Raw genomic sequence first — 14,883 nt, 5'->3', positions numbered from 1 at the left:
TATGCCGCGGCGCAGGCCACCGCCGCCGGGCGTGCGGTGGCCCAGTGTTGCGCACAACCGGGGCGGGCGGGATCGAGACAAGCGCTGATGCCGTTGCGGCGTGCCCGTGGCAAGATACGGCGGCTGGCTTGGGCGTGGAAGATCTGTAGAGGCTGGCTCGGCGGCAATCAGGTGCATGCGGGGATGTCTTCTTCCATGCGCCGAAGTCGGCTGTTCCAGCATAGGCCGCCGCGCCGGCGCAGACTGTGCGCTGCAGGACACTCTGGCGCTGCAGCCCCTGGGGGTTACCCCGAAGGCAGTGGTTCCAGGCCTGGGGTGAGAATGGACCTCGACCCTTTGCCTGCAGCCCCTTTACCTCCTTGATGGCCGACCACGCCGACGCAGCGACCCTGCGCACCACCATGCTGGCCGACAGCTGGTTCCGCCACTGCGGCGCCGCCCTGCAGGATGCCTTGCTCGCCCACGGCCGCCAGCGCGTGCTGCAACCCGGCGAGCACCTGTTCGCCCAGGGCGAGCCAGGCGGCGGGCTGTGCTGCGTGCTTTCGGGCTCGCTCACGGTGCAGTCGGTCGATGCCGATGGCCAGATGCCGGTGCTGGTGGTGCTGTCCCCCTGCCTGTGGTTTGGCGAGCTGTCGTTCACCGACGGGCAGCCGCGTTCGCACGATGCCGTGGCAGACGTGCCTTCCACCGTGTTCTGCGTGCCGCGCGAGCCGCTGCTGGCCTGGCTGGAGGCGCACCCGCAGCATTGGCGCGCCATTGCCGGCCTGGCGGTGGGCAAGCTGCGCATCGTCTACCGCGTGATCGATGAGGAGATGCGCCGCCCGCTCACCCAGCGCATCGCGCGCCGCCTGTGGCTGGCCCTGCACGGCTGGGGCTGGCGCCACGACAACCCCGTGCACGCGGTGCACTGGTCGCAGGAGCAACTGGCGCGCATGCTGGGCAGTGGCCGCTCCAGCGTCAACCGGTCGCTGCGCGAGCTGCAGGAGGGCGGGGCGATACGGCTGAGCTACGGCAGCATCGAGGTGCTGGACGCGGCGTTGCTGCGGCAGGCGTGCGACATGGGGCTCAGCCCGCAAAGCGCCGTCGGTACTCCGTGAGGCCCACGCCCAGGCGGCGGGTGAAGGCGCGGCGAAAGCCGTCCACGCTGGCATAGCCCACGGCATCGGCCAGGCGCTTGGCCGGCAGGTCCGACTCCTCGGCCAGGCGGCGCGCGGCGTCGATGCGTGCGTTCTCGACGAACTCGGCAGGCGTGGTGCCGGTCTCGCTGCGGAAGGTGCGTGCAAAGCTGCGCTCGCTCATGCCGGCGTGCGCCGCCAGGGCGGGCACCGAGAGGTTGGCTTGCAGGTTGGCCAGCACATGCTCCTGCAGCGCGCGCACGCTGGAGCGCTCTGCCGTCTGCGCCGCCAGGTGGGCACTGAACTGGCTTTGCCCGCCCGGCCGCTTGAGAAACATCACCAGCTCGCGCGCCACGCGCAGCGCCAGATCGCGGCCATGGTCCTGCTCCACCATGGCCAGCGCCAGGTCCATGCCGGCCGTGACACCGGCCGAGGTGAAGAGCCTGCCGTCCTGGACGTAGATGGCATCGGCCTCGACACAGGCGTCGGGGTAGCCCGCTGCCAGCTGGGCGGCAGAGTTCCAGTGGGTCGCCACGCGCTTGCCGTCGAGCAGCCCGGCAGCGGCCAGCACGAAGGCGCCAGTGCACACCGAGCCATAGCGCCGCACTGTGCGGGCGCGGCGGCGCAGCCAGTCCTGCAGCGGTACGTCGGTCGCCATGTCGTTCCGGTCAGGGCTGCCCGCCACCAGCAGCGTATCGATGGCGCCGCGCTGCGTGGCCACGGTCGCATCCACGGCCATGCGCAGCCCACAGCTGCTGCGCAGCGGGCCTGGGCTCGCGCTGAGCATCTGCACCTGGTAGGCCTGCGCTTGGCCCAGCTGGCGCGCCGCCTCGGCAAACACATCGGCAGGGCCGGCCACATCGAGCAGCTGGAAACGGGGAAAGGCGAGGATGGCGATGCGCATGGCAGACAGGGCCCGGTCATTGGCAGAAAACGCCGTGCCGTGGCCGGGACGGCCGCGCCAGTTTGGCAGAAACTACCTATCCATGCAAATTCTGCCAATCAGGCCCACCATGCAAGCATCTTCCATCCCTTCCTCTCCTCCCGCACTCCACCCGCGCTCCCAGGCCTCGGTGCGCAATCTGCCCGTGAATCTGTTCGCCGCCGTCATGGGCCTCAGTGGCCTGGCACTGGCCTGGCGGCTGGCGCATGGCGGCCTGGGGGCACCGGCCGTCATCGGCGAGGCCATCGGGGCGCTGGCCTTCGGGGTCTTCGTACTGCTGTCGGCAGGCTACCTGGCCAAGCTGGTGAAGCACCCCGATGCCGTGCACGCCGAGTTCCACCACCCCGTGGCGGGCAACTTCTTCGGCACCATCGCCATCTCGGTGCTGCTGCTGTCGGCCGTGGCCGCGCCCTACAGCGCGGGCGCCGCGCAGACCGCCTGGGCGCTGGGCGTGGCGGCCACGCTGGTGCTGTGCTTCGTGGTCGTCTCGCGCCTGCTCAAGGGCCAGGTGGATGCGTCGAACGCCGTGCCGGCCTGGATCGTGCCCTGCGTGGCCACGCTCGACATTCCCGTGACCGGCGCGCACATGCCCATGGCCTGGGCGGCGGAGGTGAATCTGCTGGCCGCCGCCATCGGCAGCATGATGGCGCTGGTGCTCTTCACCCTGATCGTGGGCCGGCTGGTGCACCGCGAACCGCTGGCGCCGGCCATGGCCCCGTCGCTCATGGTGCTGCTGGCGCCATTCGCCGTGGGGTTTCTCGCCTACTGCAATCTCGTGGGCGGCGTGGACCGGTTCGCGGCGCTGCTGTTCTACTTCGGGCTGTTCATGTTTGCGGTGGTGGCGCCCAAGGTGTTTCGCCCGGGCATCCCGTTTTCGCCGGGCTGGTGGGGCATCAGCTTTCCGATGGCGGCACTGGCCAATGCGGCGCTGCAGTATGCGCAAGCCCGGGCGAGCGGGCCGCTGTGGGCACTCGCCATCGTGCTGCTGGGCGTGCTGAGCGTGGCGCTGGCCGTGCTCCTGCTGCGCACCGTGCGCATTGCGGTGGACGGGACGCTGCTGCGGCCGTAGCCGACCACTATCTGCGCGCAAAGCGCCTGCGGTAGTCGCGCGGCGCCACGCCCAGGTGGCGCTGAAAGGTCACGCGCATGCGCTCCTCGTCGCCAAAGCCGCATTGCGTGGCGATCTGGTCGATGTGGCGGATGGAGTCCTCCAACAGGCGCTTGGCGGCTTCGAGGCGAAACACCTCAACCGCCTTGGCTGGCGTGCGGCCGGTCTTTTCCTTGTACTGGCGGGCAAAGTTGCGCGGGCTCATGCGGGCGCGCTCGGCGAGGAACTCCACCGTGAGGTCCTCGCGCTGCAAATGGGCGCAGATCCACAGGTTGAGCTCTTCGAAGGCGGGCGAGGTTTCGGCCTGTGAGCGCAGCAGGGCGCTGAACTGGGACTGCCCGCCCGGCCGCTTGAGGTAGACCACCAGCTCGCGCGCCACCTCCATGGCCACGTCGTGGCCGCAATCGGCCTCCACCAGCGCCATCGCCAGGTCGATGCCCGCCGTGACGCCAGCCGAAGTCCACACGGCGCCCTGCTGCACGAAGATCGCGTCGCGGTCGATCTCCACCGTGGGAAAGCGCTCTTTCATGCGGTCGAACATGAGCCAGTGCGTGGTGGCGCGCTTGTGGTCCAGCAGGCCGGCCGCGGCCAGCAAAAAGGCGCCGCTGCACACCGATGCCGTGCGCCGCGTTCTCGCCGATGCGCGCCGCAGCCACTGCACCAGCGGGGCGGAGTGCTCGAGCACCCCATCCATGTGGGGCGAGCCGGGCACGATGAGCGTGTCCACCGACGCCGCGCGGCATTGGCGCAGCGCCACGGTCTGCAGCTCCAGCCCCTCGGCGCTGCGCACCAGGCCGCCCGCGGGGCTGGCGGTGATGCGCTCATAGCCCGGCAGGCCGCGTGCTTCCATGGCCTTGGTCGCGGCCCAGAAAACGGTCTGCGCGCCCGTCAGGTCAAGCAGGCCCACGTCGGGAAAGGCGACGAACAGCACGCGCCGGGCACGCGCACGTTTTGGCAGGATTTCAGGGGTATTGGTCATTTGAGACGGATGCCATCGATCCTACCATTCAGGCATCAACCTGCATGTGCCCAAGGAACACCATGAAGATCGTCGTCATCGGAGGCACCGGCCTCATCGGCAGCAAGCTCGTCCAGCAGCTCACCGCGCGCGGCCATGAGGCCGTGGCGGCATCGCCCAACACCGGCGTCAACACGCTCACGGGCGAGGGCCTGGCCCAGGCGCTGGCCGGCGCGCAGGTGGTGGTGGACGTGGCCAATTCGCCCTCGTTCGAGGACAAGGCGGTGCTCGACTTCTTCGAGACCTCGGGCCGCAACCTGCTGGCGGCCGAGGCGGCGGCCGGCGTGCGCCACCATGTGGCGCTTTCAGTGGTGGGCACCGAGCGCCTGCAGGCCAGCGGCTACTTCCGCGCCAAGCTGGCGCAGGAAAAGCTGATCAAGGCCGCGGCCATTCCCTACACCATCGTGCATGCCACGCAGTTCCTGGAGTTCCTCGCCGGCATCGCCCAGGCGGGCACCGAGGGGCAGACGGTGCGCCTGTCGCCCGCGCTGGTGCAGCCCATCGCCTCCGACGACGTGGCCTCGGCCATGGCCGACGCAGCACTCGGCGCCCCCGTCAACGGCACCATCGAGATCGCCGGGCCCGAGCGGTTCGGGCTGGCTGCGCTGGTGCAGCGCTACCTGGCGGCCGTTGGTGATGCGCGCACGGTGGTGGCCGACGCCACTGCGCCGTATTTCGGCGTGCAGCTCGACGACCGCTCGCTCACGCCGGGCGAGGCGCCACGCCTGGGCACCATCACATTCGAAACCTGGATGACGCAACGATGAACGTTGGCAGGGGATACCGGCTCTCCGAGTTCATGGTCTGGACGCGGCGGGAGATCTATGTCCTGGTCGCGCTGGGCCTGGTGCCGGTCTGTCTCTACCAACTGGCGCACTGGCGCTGGCTGAGTGTGCCCTGGACCGTGGTGGCGCTCATCGGCACGGCCACGGCGTTCATCGTGAGCTTCAAGAACACCCAGACCCATGGCCGCACGGTGGAGGCCCAGCAGGTGTGGACCGGTATCCTCAATGCCAGCCGCGCCTGGGGCCTCGTGAGCCGCGACTATGTGAAGAGCGAGGCGGCCACCCGGGAACTGGTGCACCGGCACCTGGCCTGGGTCACCGCGCTCAGGTACCAGATGCGCCGGCACAGGGCGTGGGAGAGCACGAACCGGCGCACCAATGCCGAGTACCAGCGCCGCTACTGCGTGCCCGAGCAGGAGACGGCGCTCGAGGTGGAGTTGGCCAGGTTTCTGGATGCGGACGAGCTGCGCGCGGTGCTCGCCTCGCGCAACAAGGCCACCGCCTTGCTGGCCCAGCAGAGCAGGACCATTCTGAAATTGTTCCAGACGGGCGAGATCCCCATCAACTTCTTCATCGAGATGGAAAAGGTCCTCAAGGAGCTGCTGGACCACCAGGGGCGCAGCGAGCGCATCAAGAATTTCCCGTACCCGCGCCAGTACGCGATCATCAACACCTTCTTCATCCGCTTCTTCTGCGTGCTGCTGCCCTTTGGCTTGCTCAAGGAGTTCGATGCGCTGAATGCCTTGGCCAGCGGTTGGATGCAGGGCCACATGGTGTGGCTGGTCGTGCCCTTCAGCGTGGCGGTTTCGTGGATGTACACCACGCTGGAGCAGGTCGGTGCCAGTACCGAGAACCCGTTCGAAGGCGGTGCCAACGATGTGCCCATCGCCCAGATCAACCGCATGGTCGAAATCGAACTGCGCGAACTGCTGGGCGATGCGGACCTGCCGCCGCTGCTGCGGCCGCGCAACAACATCATCCTGTGAGCGCCGTGATCGGGCGCGGCAGTCACTTCCATGCCGCAGCCGTCCTCACTGGCAGGCCGCCGCAGGCACCCAGGGCATCTCGCCCTTGTTGACCTTGGCGCCCAGGGCCAGCACGTCATCGCCGATGGCCTTGGGGTAGCGCCTTTTCATGGTGGCGATGAGCTCGGTGGCGTTCCGGGCCTTGGGCAGTGCAGCGCCGTACGCCTGCAGGTAGGCCTTGCTGAAGCGCACGGCGCCCAGGTCCGTGGGGTGGCCCGGGCTGGCATGGCCGGGCACCACGGTGCGGGGTGCCAGGGCCTCGATGCGCTGCAGGTCGTTCAGCCAGCATTGCCGCTCTGCGGGCGAGGCGCTGTCCGTCATCCACAGGTGCATGTTGCCGAAGACACGCACGCCGCCGACCACGGCCTGGACGGAGGGAATCCAGACAAAGCTGTACAGCGGCGAAGGGCCGTCCAGCCCGATCACTTCGAGCCGCTGGCCTTCGAGTTCGAATCCGTTGCCTGCCAGGGCGGTGGGTACGATGGGTGCCACCGGGCCATTGGCGCCGAGCACGGGCCCCCAGACCTTCATCTTCTCGGGCAGGCTCGCGCGGATGTGCTCGATGGTGGCCTGGCTGGCGATGACCTGGGCCTGGGGGAAGGCCTGGTGCAGGACTTCCAGCCCGAAGTAGTAGTCGGGATCGCCCTGGCTGATGTAGATGTGGGTCAGCCGCTTGCCGCTCGCCAGGATGTTGGCGACCAGGCGGTGGGCATCGGCGCGGGTGAACTGGGCGTCGATCAGGACGGCGTCCTGCTGGCCCATGACCAGGGTGGACGCCACGTGAAAGCCCTTGGCATCAGCCCGGTAGATCTCAAGGGCAAGGGGTGCGTTGCTGGCCAGCGCTCCACTGGCGTGGCCCAGGAACAGGGCCAGGAGGGCTGCGATCAGGCGGCAAAGAATCGGGGGCATGGTGGTGTCCTGAAGGGGGGTGTAAGGGCCCGCAGGATGCCATCGGGTGCAGCGCCTGTTAAGTACGCACCTGAAGGTACGCACCCGAAGGTGAGTGGTGCGCCGGGAGCGGCTTTTCGGCTTTGCCTGCGCTCACGGCGGCAGGGTGTTCCACCGCCGCAGGTGAGCCGGGCCGTGCTCAAGCGGCCACGACGATGGGAAAGCGCGCCTGCAGTCCATCCGCACCGCGGGTGAACGGCACGGTGAGCGCGTTGCGCCCCGCCTCGGACAGGTTGCGCCAGAGAAAATCGCGCGCATTGCCGGCATCGCCCGCCACGTAGAGCTGCGTGGTCAGCAGCTCGCGTGGGCCCAGCCGCACCTTGAAGTGCACATGCGGTGTGCGCCCGCTGTAGGGCACGGGGCGGATGGTGCGAAAGCGGTAGCTTCCATCGGCCCCCACGGTCACCCGGCCAAAGCCCTGGAAGGCGGCGTCGGCCTTGCCGCCATCGCCCGGGTGGTGGTAGTGGCCGTTCTCGTCGCACTGCCAGATCTCCACCTGCGCGCCGCGCACCGGCTTGCCCTCCAGGTCGGTCACCGTGCCTTCCACCCAGGCCGGCTGGCCGCCGCGGTAACTCAGCTGGCCGTTGCGCAGCAGGTCGTGGTCTGCATCGTCGGGCAGGCGCACGGGGTAGAAGGGGCCTTCGGTCTGCGCGGGCGTGGCGGTGCGTGCGGCAACGGGCTGGGCGCGTGCACCCAGCCAGAGCGTGGGGGCGGCGACCAGGGCGGCGGCGACGGTGCGCCGGGGCAGGGCGGTGGTGTGCATGGCACTGTGAGCCGTGCTCTGCGCACGAGTTCCTCACATTTGCGCCAGGGCCTGCGAAAGCTGCGCATGCGCATCTGCTTCGATGACCGCGTTGTGTGCCATCACCAGGCGGGAACAGGGCCACTGGAGCATGTTCTGCGTACTGCGCTGGAACGCCTGCCTGTCGCGCACCAGCAGGCGCACCGTGCGTGCCACCGCCAGCCGCTGGCGCACCCCGGTGAGCGAGGCGTAGGCGCGTGCCTGCCAGGGCAGGTCGCCCTGCCACCACTGCACCAGGTCGGTGACGATGAGGGTGCGGGATGGATGGTGGAACCACACCGTCTCGTTGCCGGCGGGGATGCCTTCGATCTGCAGGTGCTCGAGCTCGGGCCGCCAGGGCGCCTTCTCTTCGGGCCGCGGCAGGTCCTGCAGAGCCGCCAGGTCCGGTCGCTTCGCGCGCAAGCCGGGGGCGCCAAAGAGGGCTGCCTGTGGGAATGCTGCTGCGCACGAGGGGGCGAACAGGTGGTGCGTCTTGCTCGGCGCCACGATGTAGCGAACGGTGCCCAGGGCCTCGATCTCGGTGCGCAGGGCGGCGTGGATGGGAATGGGCGAATGCAGCAGCAGCCTGTCGCCTGATAGGCGCACCACGGTCATGCGCGTGGAAACCGGCAAGCCGTGGACGACGAAGGTGTGGGTGGCATGCCAGAGCGCGTTGGCAAGGGGGTGGAGATGTTGCACGAAGTGGCGGGTGTCCTGGTGGAAAACGCCCATCGTGCCCCCGGTGGTACGCACCGTCTTGAACGATTTCGACATGCACCGGACGGGCGGGCCCTGGCCCTGCAGGCCCACGCGCGCCTTGCGTTGGGTGCGCAAGCGCTCTCTGCCATCGATCCTGGCCTTTCAGTGCGCTTGTTTCCCCATGCGCTCCAGCATGTCCACGAAGGCCTGGGCCGCAATCGTGGCCTGCGAGCCCCGGCGCCGGATCACGCTGACGGTGGAGGCCGGCAGCAGCTCGCGCAGCGGCAGGGCCTTGAGGCCATGGCGGCCGAACTCGGTGCGGGCCAGCGATGCGGCAAACACGCTCAGGTAGTCCATCTCCTTGATCAAGGCCAGTGCCAGCGTGAGCGAATAGCAGCTGGTGATGCGCTTGGGCACGGGAAGACCGTGGGCCGTGAACACGTGCTCGCTGGGGCTGTGGACGTCGTGGCCGCTGGAGGGCAGCAGCCATTCCGCATCGAGCAGGCTGCGCAGCGAACGGCTGCGCACCAGGGGGTGCTGCGCGCGTGCGCCCACCACCGAATCGAGCGTGTACAGCGGCTGGGACTCCATGTCCGGGTCGAGCGGCTGCGTGGTGCCCTGCATCACCACCAGATCCAGGGTGCCGTCGCGCAGGCGGTCCAGGCTGGACGGCTGCACGTCTTCCCACAGGTTCACCTGGGCGCGCGGATAGGCCTGCTTGAACGCCGCCAGTACCCTGGGCAGCAAGGTCAGCGCCACGGTGGAGCCCACGGCCACCGACAGTGTGGCACCCACGCCATCGCGTATCAGGGCCAGCTCCTCGCGCGCGCGGCTGCTCTCCTGCATCAGCAGGCTGGCGCGCAGGCGAAAGGCTTCGCCGAATTCGGTGAGCTGCACGCCGGCCACGCCGCGCACGACCAGCGGCACACCCAGGTCGTGCTCCAGCTCGCGCAGCGACTTGGTGACCGCGGGCTGCGACAGGGGCAGGGCCCGGGCCGCGGCGCGGATGCTGCGGTGTTGCGCCACGGCCAGGAAGCAGCGCAGTTGGTGGAATTTCATGATCACCGAAAGTTATCACATGGGAAAATTTTCTGTCTTTTTATTTGCGTCTGCCTTGCCTAAGCTTCGCCCATTCCCACAGGCTCGAACGGAGACAACACATGCAAAGACGGATGGCCCTCAACACCCTGGCCGGACTGGCCACCGCCACTGCCTGGCCGGCCCTGGCCCAAGGCGCGGGAGACAAGCTCATCACCCTGGTGGTGCCGTACCCTCCGGGCGGCGGCTCGGACATCCTGGCCCGGGCCATCCAGCCTGGTCTGCAGAAGGTGCTGGGGCAGACGGTGGTGGTGGAGAACCTCGCCGGTGCCAACGGCTCGCTGGCCGCGCGCAAGGTGCTGGCGGCGGCGCCGGACGGCAACACCCTGCTCATCGGCTCGCCCAACGAGGTGGTGCTTGCGCCGCTGTCGATCCCGGGCTCGCGCTATGTGGCGGAAGACTTTCGCATGCTCAACCTGTTCTATGCCACGCCCCTGGCGCTCTATGTGCGCAACGGCCTGGCCGCCAGCAGCCTGGACTCGCTGATCGCCCTGGCGCGCAGCGAAGGAGGGCGGGAGCTGTCGTATGGCAGCACGGGCATGGGATCGATGTACCACCTGGTCAGCGAGAACCTGCGTACGGCCAGCGGTGCCCGCATGTTCCACGTGCCCTACAAGGGCGGCGGGCCGCTGATCCAGGACCTGATCGGCGAGCAGATCGACATGACCTTCCTGCCCGTGGCGCGCAATCTGCTGAACATGGTGGACGCACGGCAGATGAAGATCCTGGGGGTGGCTGCTGCCCAGCGCTCGACCCTGGCGCCGAACGTGCCGATCTTCGACGAGGGCAAGCTGCTCAAGGGCTTTCACCACTCGCTGTGGTTTGGCACGCTGGCCCCGGCCAAGACGCCCGATGCCGTGCTGCAGCGCCTGAACCAGGCGCTGGCGCAGGTGGTGCAGATGGCCGAGACGCGCGCCGCCACGCAGGCCGCAGGCGCTGAACTGGGCCCGGCGCTTTCGCTGGCCGATGCCGGGCGCTACTACGCGGCCGAGAACACGCGCATCCGGCGCATGGCGCAAGGCGTCAAGCTGGAGGGGTGAACCGCGTGCTGCCAACCCCGACCTACATGGCGGCGCGCGAGCGCCTGCGGCACGGCGCAGCCCAACTGCGCCTGCCTGTGCATGCACACGAACTCCCCGGCCATCGCGGCGCGCAGGGCGAAGCCCTGGGCATGGACACCGTGCTCTGCGGCCCGGCCGATGCGGACCGCCTGGTGGTCGTGACCTCCGGCGTGCATGGTGTCGAAGGCCTGTGCGGCTCGGCCGTGCAGGCTGCGCTGCTGCACGACCCGGACCTGCAGGACCGTCTGCACCAGGGCCGCGTGGCCTTGTTGCTGGTGCATGCGGTCAACCCGCATGGCTTTTCGTACCAGCGCCGGGTCAACGAGGACGGCGTGGACCTCAATCGCAACTTCCTCGATTTCAGCCAGCCGCTGCCGGCCAACGCCGGTTACGCTGCGCTGCATGGCCTGCTGCTCCCGCCGCAGTGGCCGCCCGGGCCCGACAACCGGGCGGCGCTGGATGGGCAGGCGGACTGGCTGCGCACCACCATGCGCGGGCAGGCCAGCCATGCCGATGGCCTGTTCTTCACCGGCCTGCGGCCCGCCTGGAGCAACACCACGCTGCGCGCGGTGCTGCGCGAGCAGGGGCGCGCCAGGCACCGGATCAGCTGGATCGACATCCATTCGGGGCTCGGTCCCTTTGGCCATGGCGAAAAGATCTTTGCCGGCCGCGGCCAGCCGGGCGAACTCGAGCGCGCCCGGGCCTGCTGGGGCGCGGACGTGTTCTCGCCCCAGCAGGGCCAGTCGGTGTCGCAGGCCCTGCAGGGCACGGCGGCCAGTGCGATCTACGACGAGTGCGCCGGCGCCACCGTGGATTGCATGGCACTGGAGTTTGGCACCGTGCCGGCTGCCGACATGCTCGATGCCCTGCGCGCCGACCACTGGCTGGCCTTGCACCCCGACGCCGCGCCGGCGCTCGCTGCCCAGGTGCGGCACGCCATGTTCAATGCCTTTTGCAGCGAGAACCCGCTGTGGCAGGGCATGGTGCTGGGCCAGGCCCGCACGGCCGTGGTGCAGGCCGTGGCCGCCCTGGCCGCGTGATCCGGCACCCGCCGCTTTTCTTTTTTCTTTCTTGCGTTTTCAACGAGACAGACCATGCCCCTTCGATTCGCCGACCGCCTGAACAACGTAGAAACCTCCGCCATCCGCGAGCTCTTCAAGCTCCTGGGCAAGCCGGGCATCATCAGCTTTGCCGGCGGTTTCCCCGACAGCGCGATGTTCGACGTGCAGGGCATCCGCGAAGCCAGCAACCAGGCCCTGACGGAGGAACCCGGCGCCGCCCTGCAGTATGGCGCCACCGAAGGCTACCAACCCCTGCGCGAGCAACTGGCCGCCTTCATGGCCAGCAAGGGCGCCAAGGACCTGGCCCCCGAGAACCTGATCGTCACCACCGGCAGCCAGCAGGCCCTGGACCTCCTGGGCAAGACCCTCATCAGCCCCGGCGACAAGGTCATCGTCGAAGGCCCCACCTTCCTGGCCACCATCCAGTGCTTTCGCCTGTATGGCGCCGAACTCATCAGCGCGCCCATCGACGGCAACGGCGTGAAGACCGACGAGCTGGAAAAGCTGATCGCCGAGCACAAGCCCAAGTTCGTCTACCTGATCCCCACCTTCGGCAACCCCAGCGGCGCCATGCTCAGCCTGGAGCGCCGCAAGGCCGTGCTGGAAATGGCCGTCAAGCACCAGACCCTGATCGTCGAAGACGACCCCTACGGCGACCTGTACTTCGGCGAAGCCCCCCCGCCCAGCCTGCTCAACCTCTCGGCCAGCGTGCCCGGCAGCCGCGAACTGCTGGCCCACTGCGGCTCCATGAGCAAAGTGCTCTCGCCCGGCCTGCGCGTGGGCTGGATGATCGCTCCGGCCGAACTGCTGGCCAAGGCCACCATGTGCAAGCAATTCAGCGACGCGCACACCAGCACCTTCGCCCAGGCCACGGCCGCCCAATACCTCAAGGCCGGCCGCATGCCCGCCACCCTGGCCAAGGTGCGCAAGGTGTACGCCGAGCGCGCCCAGGCCATGGGCGATGCGCTGCGCAAGGAACTGGGCGAGGCCATCGACTTCGTACAGCCCCAGGGCGGCCTGTTCGTCTGGGCGCGCCTCACGGGCGCGGGCGGCAAGGTGGCCGACGGCAACGTGCTGGCCAAGCGCGCCATCGACAAGGGTGTGGCCTTCGTGCCCGGCACGCCGTTCTTCTGCGCCAACCCGGACAACGCGACGCTGCGGCTGTCGTTTGCGACGGCGGATGTGGAGAAGATCCGCGAGGGCGTGGCGCGCCTGGGGCAGGCCCTGTAGCGCGGGTTGCTCGGAGGCGGGCCGCGTCAGGCGCTGCCTTCCTTCCAGTGCCGGGCCCACAGGGCCTCGCCGCGCTCCAGCGTGGCGCCCAGCTCCTTCTTGCGGCGCTGTGCCACGGCCATCACGAGCGCATTGGCCACCGAGAGCGCGGCCGTGTACGAATCGAACGGCGAGGCGCTGGAGGTGCGCACCAGCAGCACGTGGTCGGCCGAGGCGACCGCGGGCGCCGTCGGATCGTCGGTCATGAGCACCACCTTGGCGCCTTGCTCCCGGAAGTATTTCGCGGCGCGGGTGATGGCCAGCGAATGGCGGCGGAAGGTGGGCGCCAGCAGCACGTCGTGCTCGCCCAGCCAGAGCATCTCGTCTTCGATGAACAAGGGGCTGGTGGCCGCCATCAGGCGCACCTCGGGCAGGCACATGTTCAGGTGCAGCGCCAGGTGGCTGGCAATGGGGGTGCCATGGCGCTGGCCCAGCAGGTGCACGCGCGCCTTGCGCTGCGTGAACAGGCGCACCGTGGCCTCGAAGGCCGCCACATCCAGCGCGGCAAAGGTGGTGGCCAGGTTGTGCTGGTCGTGCAGCAGCACATTGTCCAGGCAGGAGCGGATGGAGGTGTCGTCGCCGATGACCGCATCGGCCCGCGTGCCCGGCGTGGCGAGCAGGGCCGTCACCTCCGAGCGGGCCTCCATCTGCGCCTCGGCGTAGCTCGCATAGCCCAGCTTGGTGAGCAGCCGCACCACCGTGGAGGCGCTGGTGTTCACCTTGCGCGCCAGCTGGGTGGCCGATTCGAGCAGGCCCTGCGGGTGCTGGGCCTGGAGTTCGGCGACCAGGCGCTGTTCGCTCTTGGTGAGCTTCTTGCCGTAGCTGGCGATGCGTTGGTTCAGGTTCATGGCCATGGGATTGTGCGCAGATCGGGGCAATGTCCATTTTGCGCGTGTTGTTGCAAAATTAAAATCAAACTGCAAGAATGCCGTCAAATTTCCTACATCCTTCCCGCAAACCCATGAACTCCACATCCCCTGCCTTCACCCTGCGCCGCCGCGAACTCCTGGGTGCGGGCCTTGCCGCTGCCACGGCGGCATTGCCCTTGGCGGCCCGTGCGCAGGCCTTTCCCTCCCGCCCGGTCACCCTGGTGGTGCCGTTCCCCGCCGGGGGCTCGGTGGACCTGATCGCGCGCCTCTATGCCGAGCCGCTGGCCAAGGCGCTGGGCACCTCGGTGGTGGTGGACAACCGCGCGGGGGCGGGCGGCTCCATCGCCAGCGCCCAGGTGGCACGTGCCAAGGCTGATGGCTACACGCTGGTGGTGTCCTCGCAAAGCTCACACCTGGCCAACCCGCTCACGCAGGCCAATGTGGGCTACGACCCGATCAAGGACTTTGCCTCCATCGCCCAGCTGGCGCGCACGCCCAATGTGCTGACGGTGAACCCGGCCGTGCCGGCCAAGACGGTCAAGGAATTCATCGCGCACCTGAAGGCCAACCCGGGCAAGCTCAACTACTGCAGCGCAGGGCCGGGCAGCATGGGCCAGCTCAACGTGGAGCTGTTCAAGAGCACCACGCAGATCGATGCAGTGCACGTGCCCTACAAGGGCGGCGGCCCCATGATCACCGCGCTGGTGGCCAACGAGGTGCAGTTCGCTCTCGACAACCTGGGCCCCTTCCTGCAGCAGATCCAGGCCGGCAAGCTGCGTGCGCTGGCGGTGGCCGCGCCCAAGCGCCTGGCCGTGTTGCCCGAGGTGCCAACCTTCGAGGAACTGGGCTACCCGCTGAGCAACGCCACCTCGTGGATCGGCCTGGCCGCCCCGGCCAAGACACCGCCCGAGGTGCAGGCCGCGCTGTACAAGGCCGTGCGCACCGTGGCCGAGCAGCCTGCGATGGTGGAAGGGCTGCTCGCGCGCGGCATGCTCGCGCCCGAGGCCCTGTCGTCCGCCCAGTTCACCGCCATGATGGGCGAGCGCCTGGCGGTCTATGGCGATCTGGTCAAGCGCCTGGGCATCCGTGGTGAGTGAGCTGTC

The 14,883-nt window shown here is 68.9% G+C and carries 15 protein-coding genes; 8 read left to right on the top strand and 7 right to left on the bottom strand.

Annotated features, from left to right (window positions below; all coding sequences use genetic code 11):
* The first annotated feature begins 362 nt into the window (after window positions 1–362).
* Window positions 363–1,097, top strand: a complete 735-nt coding sequence (locus HNP48_RS22165) for a Crp/Fnr family transcriptional regulator (RefSeq protein ID WP_260420340.1) — start codon at window positions 363–365, stop codon at window positions 1,095–1,097.
* Here HNP48_RS22165 and HNP48_RS22160 read toward each other — a convergent pair.
* Window positions 1,066–2,019 (bottom strand): GlxA family transcriptional regulator, encoded by a 954-nt coding sequence (locus tag HNP48_RS22160; RefSeq protein ID WP_184861119.1) that lies wholly within the window; start codon window positions 2,017–2,019, stop codon window positions 1,066–1,068. The two genes, HNP48_RS22165 and HNP48_RS22160, sit on opposite strands and share 32 nt — an antisense overlap.
* 109 nt (window positions 2,020–2,128) lie before the next feature.
* On the opposite strand from HNP48_RS22160, the gene HNP48_RS22155 reads away from it, so the two are divergent.
* Entirely contained in the window at window positions 2,129–3,127 is a 999-nt protein-coding gene (locus tag HNP48_RS22155; protein ID WP_260420329.1) for an SLAC1 anion channel family protein, read from the top strand.
* Between the two features lie 7 nt (window positions 3,128–3,134).
* On the opposite strand, the gene HNP48_RS22150 is transcribed toward HNP48_RS22155, so the two are convergent.
* On the bottom strand, window positions 3,135–4,145 hold the full coding sequence (locus tag HNP48_RS22150) for a GlxA family transcriptional regulator (RefSeq protein ID WP_184861115.1): 1,011 nt from the start codon (window positions 4,143–4,145) through the stop codon (window positions 3,135–3,137).
* A 62-nt stretch (window positions 4,146–4,207) separates the two neighbouring features.
* Between HNP48_RS22150 and HNP48_RS22145 the strand changes: the two genes are divergently transcribed.
* Together HNP48_RS22145 and HNP48_RS22140 are read left to right on the top strand one after the other, a co-directional pair.
* Window positions 4,208–4,951 carry an SDR family oxidoreductase gene (locus HNP48_RS22145; RefSeq protein WP_184861113.1) on the top strand — a complete coding sequence of 248 codons (744 nt, stop codon included), beginning with the start codon at window positions 4,208–4,210 and terminating at the stop codon, window positions 4,949–4,951.
* The gene (locus HNP48_RS22140; RefSeq protein ID WP_184861111.1) at window positions 4,948–5,955 is read left to right on the top strand and encodes a bestrophin family protein; all 1,008 of its coding nucleotides are present in this window, start codon (window positions 4,948–4,950) and stop codon (window positions 5,953–5,955) included. Before HNP48_RS22145 ends, HNP48_RS22140 begins: the two co-directional genes overlap by 4 nt.
* Before the next feature lie 45 nt (window positions 5,956–6,000).
* On the opposite strand, the gene HNP48_RS22135 is transcribed toward HNP48_RS22140, so the two are convergent.
* From HNP48_RS22135 to HNP48_RS22120, 4 genes are all read right to left on the bottom strand, one after another.
* A complete protein-coding gene (locus tag HNP48_RS22135; protein ID WP_184861109.1) occupies window positions 6,001–6,903 on the bottom strand; it encodes an MBL fold metallo-hydrolase in 903 nt (300 codons plus the stop codon).
* Between the two features lie 178 nt (window positions 6,904–7,081).
* Complete coding sequence (locus HNP48_RS22130; RefSeq protein ID WP_184861107.1) at window positions 7,082–7,705, bottom strand: protocatechuate 3,4-dioxygenase; 624 nt, start codon at window positions 7,703–7,705, stop codon at window positions 7,082–7,084.
* A gap of 33 nt (window positions 7,706–7,738) precedes the next feature.
* Window positions 7,739–8,557: a DUF4336 domain-containing protein gene (locus HNP48_RS22125; protein WP_260420328.1), complete on the bottom strand. Its 819-nt coding sequence runs from the start codon at window positions 8,555–8,557 to the stop codon at window positions 7,739–7,741.
* Window positions 8,558–8,584: 27 nt separating this feature from the next.
* Window positions 8,585–9,481, bottom strand: a complete 897-nt coding sequence (locus HNP48_RS22120) for a LysR substrate-binding domain-containing protein (RefSeq protein WP_184861105.1) — start codon at window positions 9,479–9,481, stop codon at window positions 8,585–8,587.
* A gap of 101 nt (window positions 9,482–9,582) precedes the next feature.
* Here HNP48_RS22120 and HNP48_RS22115 point away from each other — a divergent pair, with 101 nt between their 5' ends.
* Genes HNP48_RS22115 through HNP48_RS22105 form a run of 3 tightly spaced genes read left to right on the top strand, consistent with a single transcriptional unit; the run spans window position 9,583 to window position 12,872 of the window.
* Window positions 9,583–10,560, top strand: coding sequence for a tripartite tricarboxylate transporter substrate binding protein (locus HNP48_RS22115; RefSeq protein ID WP_184861103.1), 978 nt, complete (start codon window positions 9,583–9,585; stop codon window positions 10,558–10,560).
* A 5-nt stretch (window positions 10,561–10,565) separates the two neighbouring features.
* The gene (locus HNP48_RS22110) at window positions 10,566–11,621 is read left to right on the top strand and encodes a M14 family metallopeptidase (protein WP_184861101.1); all 1,056 of its coding nucleotides are present in this window, start codon (window positions 10,566–10,568) and stop codon (window positions 11,619–11,621) included.
* A gap of 54 nt (window positions 11,622–11,675) precedes the next feature.
* A complete protein-coding gene (locus tag HNP48_RS22105) occupies window positions 11,676–12,872 on the top strand; it encodes a PLP-dependent aminotransferase family protein (protein ID WP_184861098.1) in 1,197 nt (398 codons plus the stop codon).
* A 26-nt stretch (window positions 12,873–12,898) separates the two neighbouring features.
* Here HNP48_RS22105 and HNP48_RS22100 read toward each other — a convergent pair whose 3' ends face one another.
* Window positions 12,899–13,759 (bottom strand): MurR/RpiR family transcriptional regulator, encoded by an 861-nt coding sequence (locus HNP48_RS22100; RefSeq protein WP_184861096.1) that lies wholly within the window; start codon window positions 13,757–13,759, stop codon window positions 12,899–12,901.
* A gap of 113 nt (window positions 13,760–13,872) precedes the next feature.
* Between HNP48_RS22100 and HNP48_RS22095 the strand changes: the two genes are divergently transcribed.
* Entirely contained in the window at window positions 13,873–14,877 is a 1,005-nt protein-coding gene (locus HNP48_RS22095) for a tripartite tricarboxylate transporter substrate binding protein (RefSeq protein ID WP_184861094.1), read from the top strand.
* Window positions 14,878–14,883: the final 6 nt, after the last annotated feature.

It is taken from the genome of Acidovorax soli, assembly GCF_014207955.1.
In the GTDB taxonomy this organism is placed as follows: Bacteria; Pseudomonadota; Gammaproteobacteria; order Burkholderiales; family Burkholderiaceae_C; genus Acidovorax; species Acidovorax soli_A.
The sequence above is the reverse complement of the archived record's forward strand: the minus strand, read 5'-3'. Positions and strand labels throughout refer to the sequence as shown.

Coding starts and splice junctions, on each gene's coding strand:
- HNP48_RS22165 (WP_260420340.1), top strand. CDS start 363: ATGGCCGACCACGCCGACGCAGCGACCCTGCGCACCACCATGCTGGCC.
- HNP48_RS22160 (WP_184861119.1), bottom strand. CDS start 2,019: ATGCGCATCGCCATCCTCGCCTTTCCCCGTTTCCAGCTGCTCGATGTG.
- HNP48_RS22155 (WP_260420329.1), top strand. CDS start 2,129: ATGCAAGCATCTTCCATCCCTTCCTCTCCTCCCGCACTCCACCCGCGC.
- HNP48_RS22150 (WP_184861115.1), bottom strand. CDS start 4,145: ATGACCAATACCCCTGAAATCCTGCCAAAACGTGCGCGTGCCCGGCGC.
- HNP48_RS22145 (WP_184861113.1), top strand. CDS start 4,208: ATGAAGATCGTCGTCATCGGAGGCACCGGCCTCATCGGCAGCAAGCTC.
- HNP48_RS22140 (WP_184861111.1), top strand. CDS start 4,948: ATGAACGTTGGCAGGGGATACCGGCTCTCCGAGTTCATGGTCTGGACG.
- HNP48_RS22135 (WP_184861109.1), bottom strand. CDS start 6,903: ATGCCCCCGATTCTTTGCCGCCTGATCGCAGCCCTCCTGGCCCTGTTC.
- HNP48_RS22130 (WP_184861107.1), bottom strand. CDS start 7,705: ATGCACACCACCGCCCTGCCCCGGCGCACCGTCGCCGCCGCCCTGGTC.
- HNP48_RS22120 (WP_184861105.1), bottom strand. CDS start 9,481: ATGAAATTCCACCAACTGCGCTGCTTCCTGGCCGTGGCGCAACACCGC.
- HNP48_RS22115 (WP_184861103.1), top strand. CDS start 9,583: ATGCAAAGACGGATGGCCCTCAACACCCTGGCCGGACTGGCCACCGCC.
- HNP48_RS22105 (WP_184861098.1), top strand. CDS start 11,676: ATGCCCCTTCGATTCGCCGACCGCCTGAACAACGTAGAAACCTCCGCC.
- HNP48_RS22100 (WP_184861096.1), bottom strand. CDS start 13,759: ATGAACCTGAACCAACGCATCGCCAGCTACGGCAAGAAGCTCACCAAG.
- HNP48_RS22095 (WP_184861094.1), top strand. CDS start 13,873: ATGAACTCCACATCCCCTGCCTTCACCCTGCGCCGCCGCGAACTCCTG.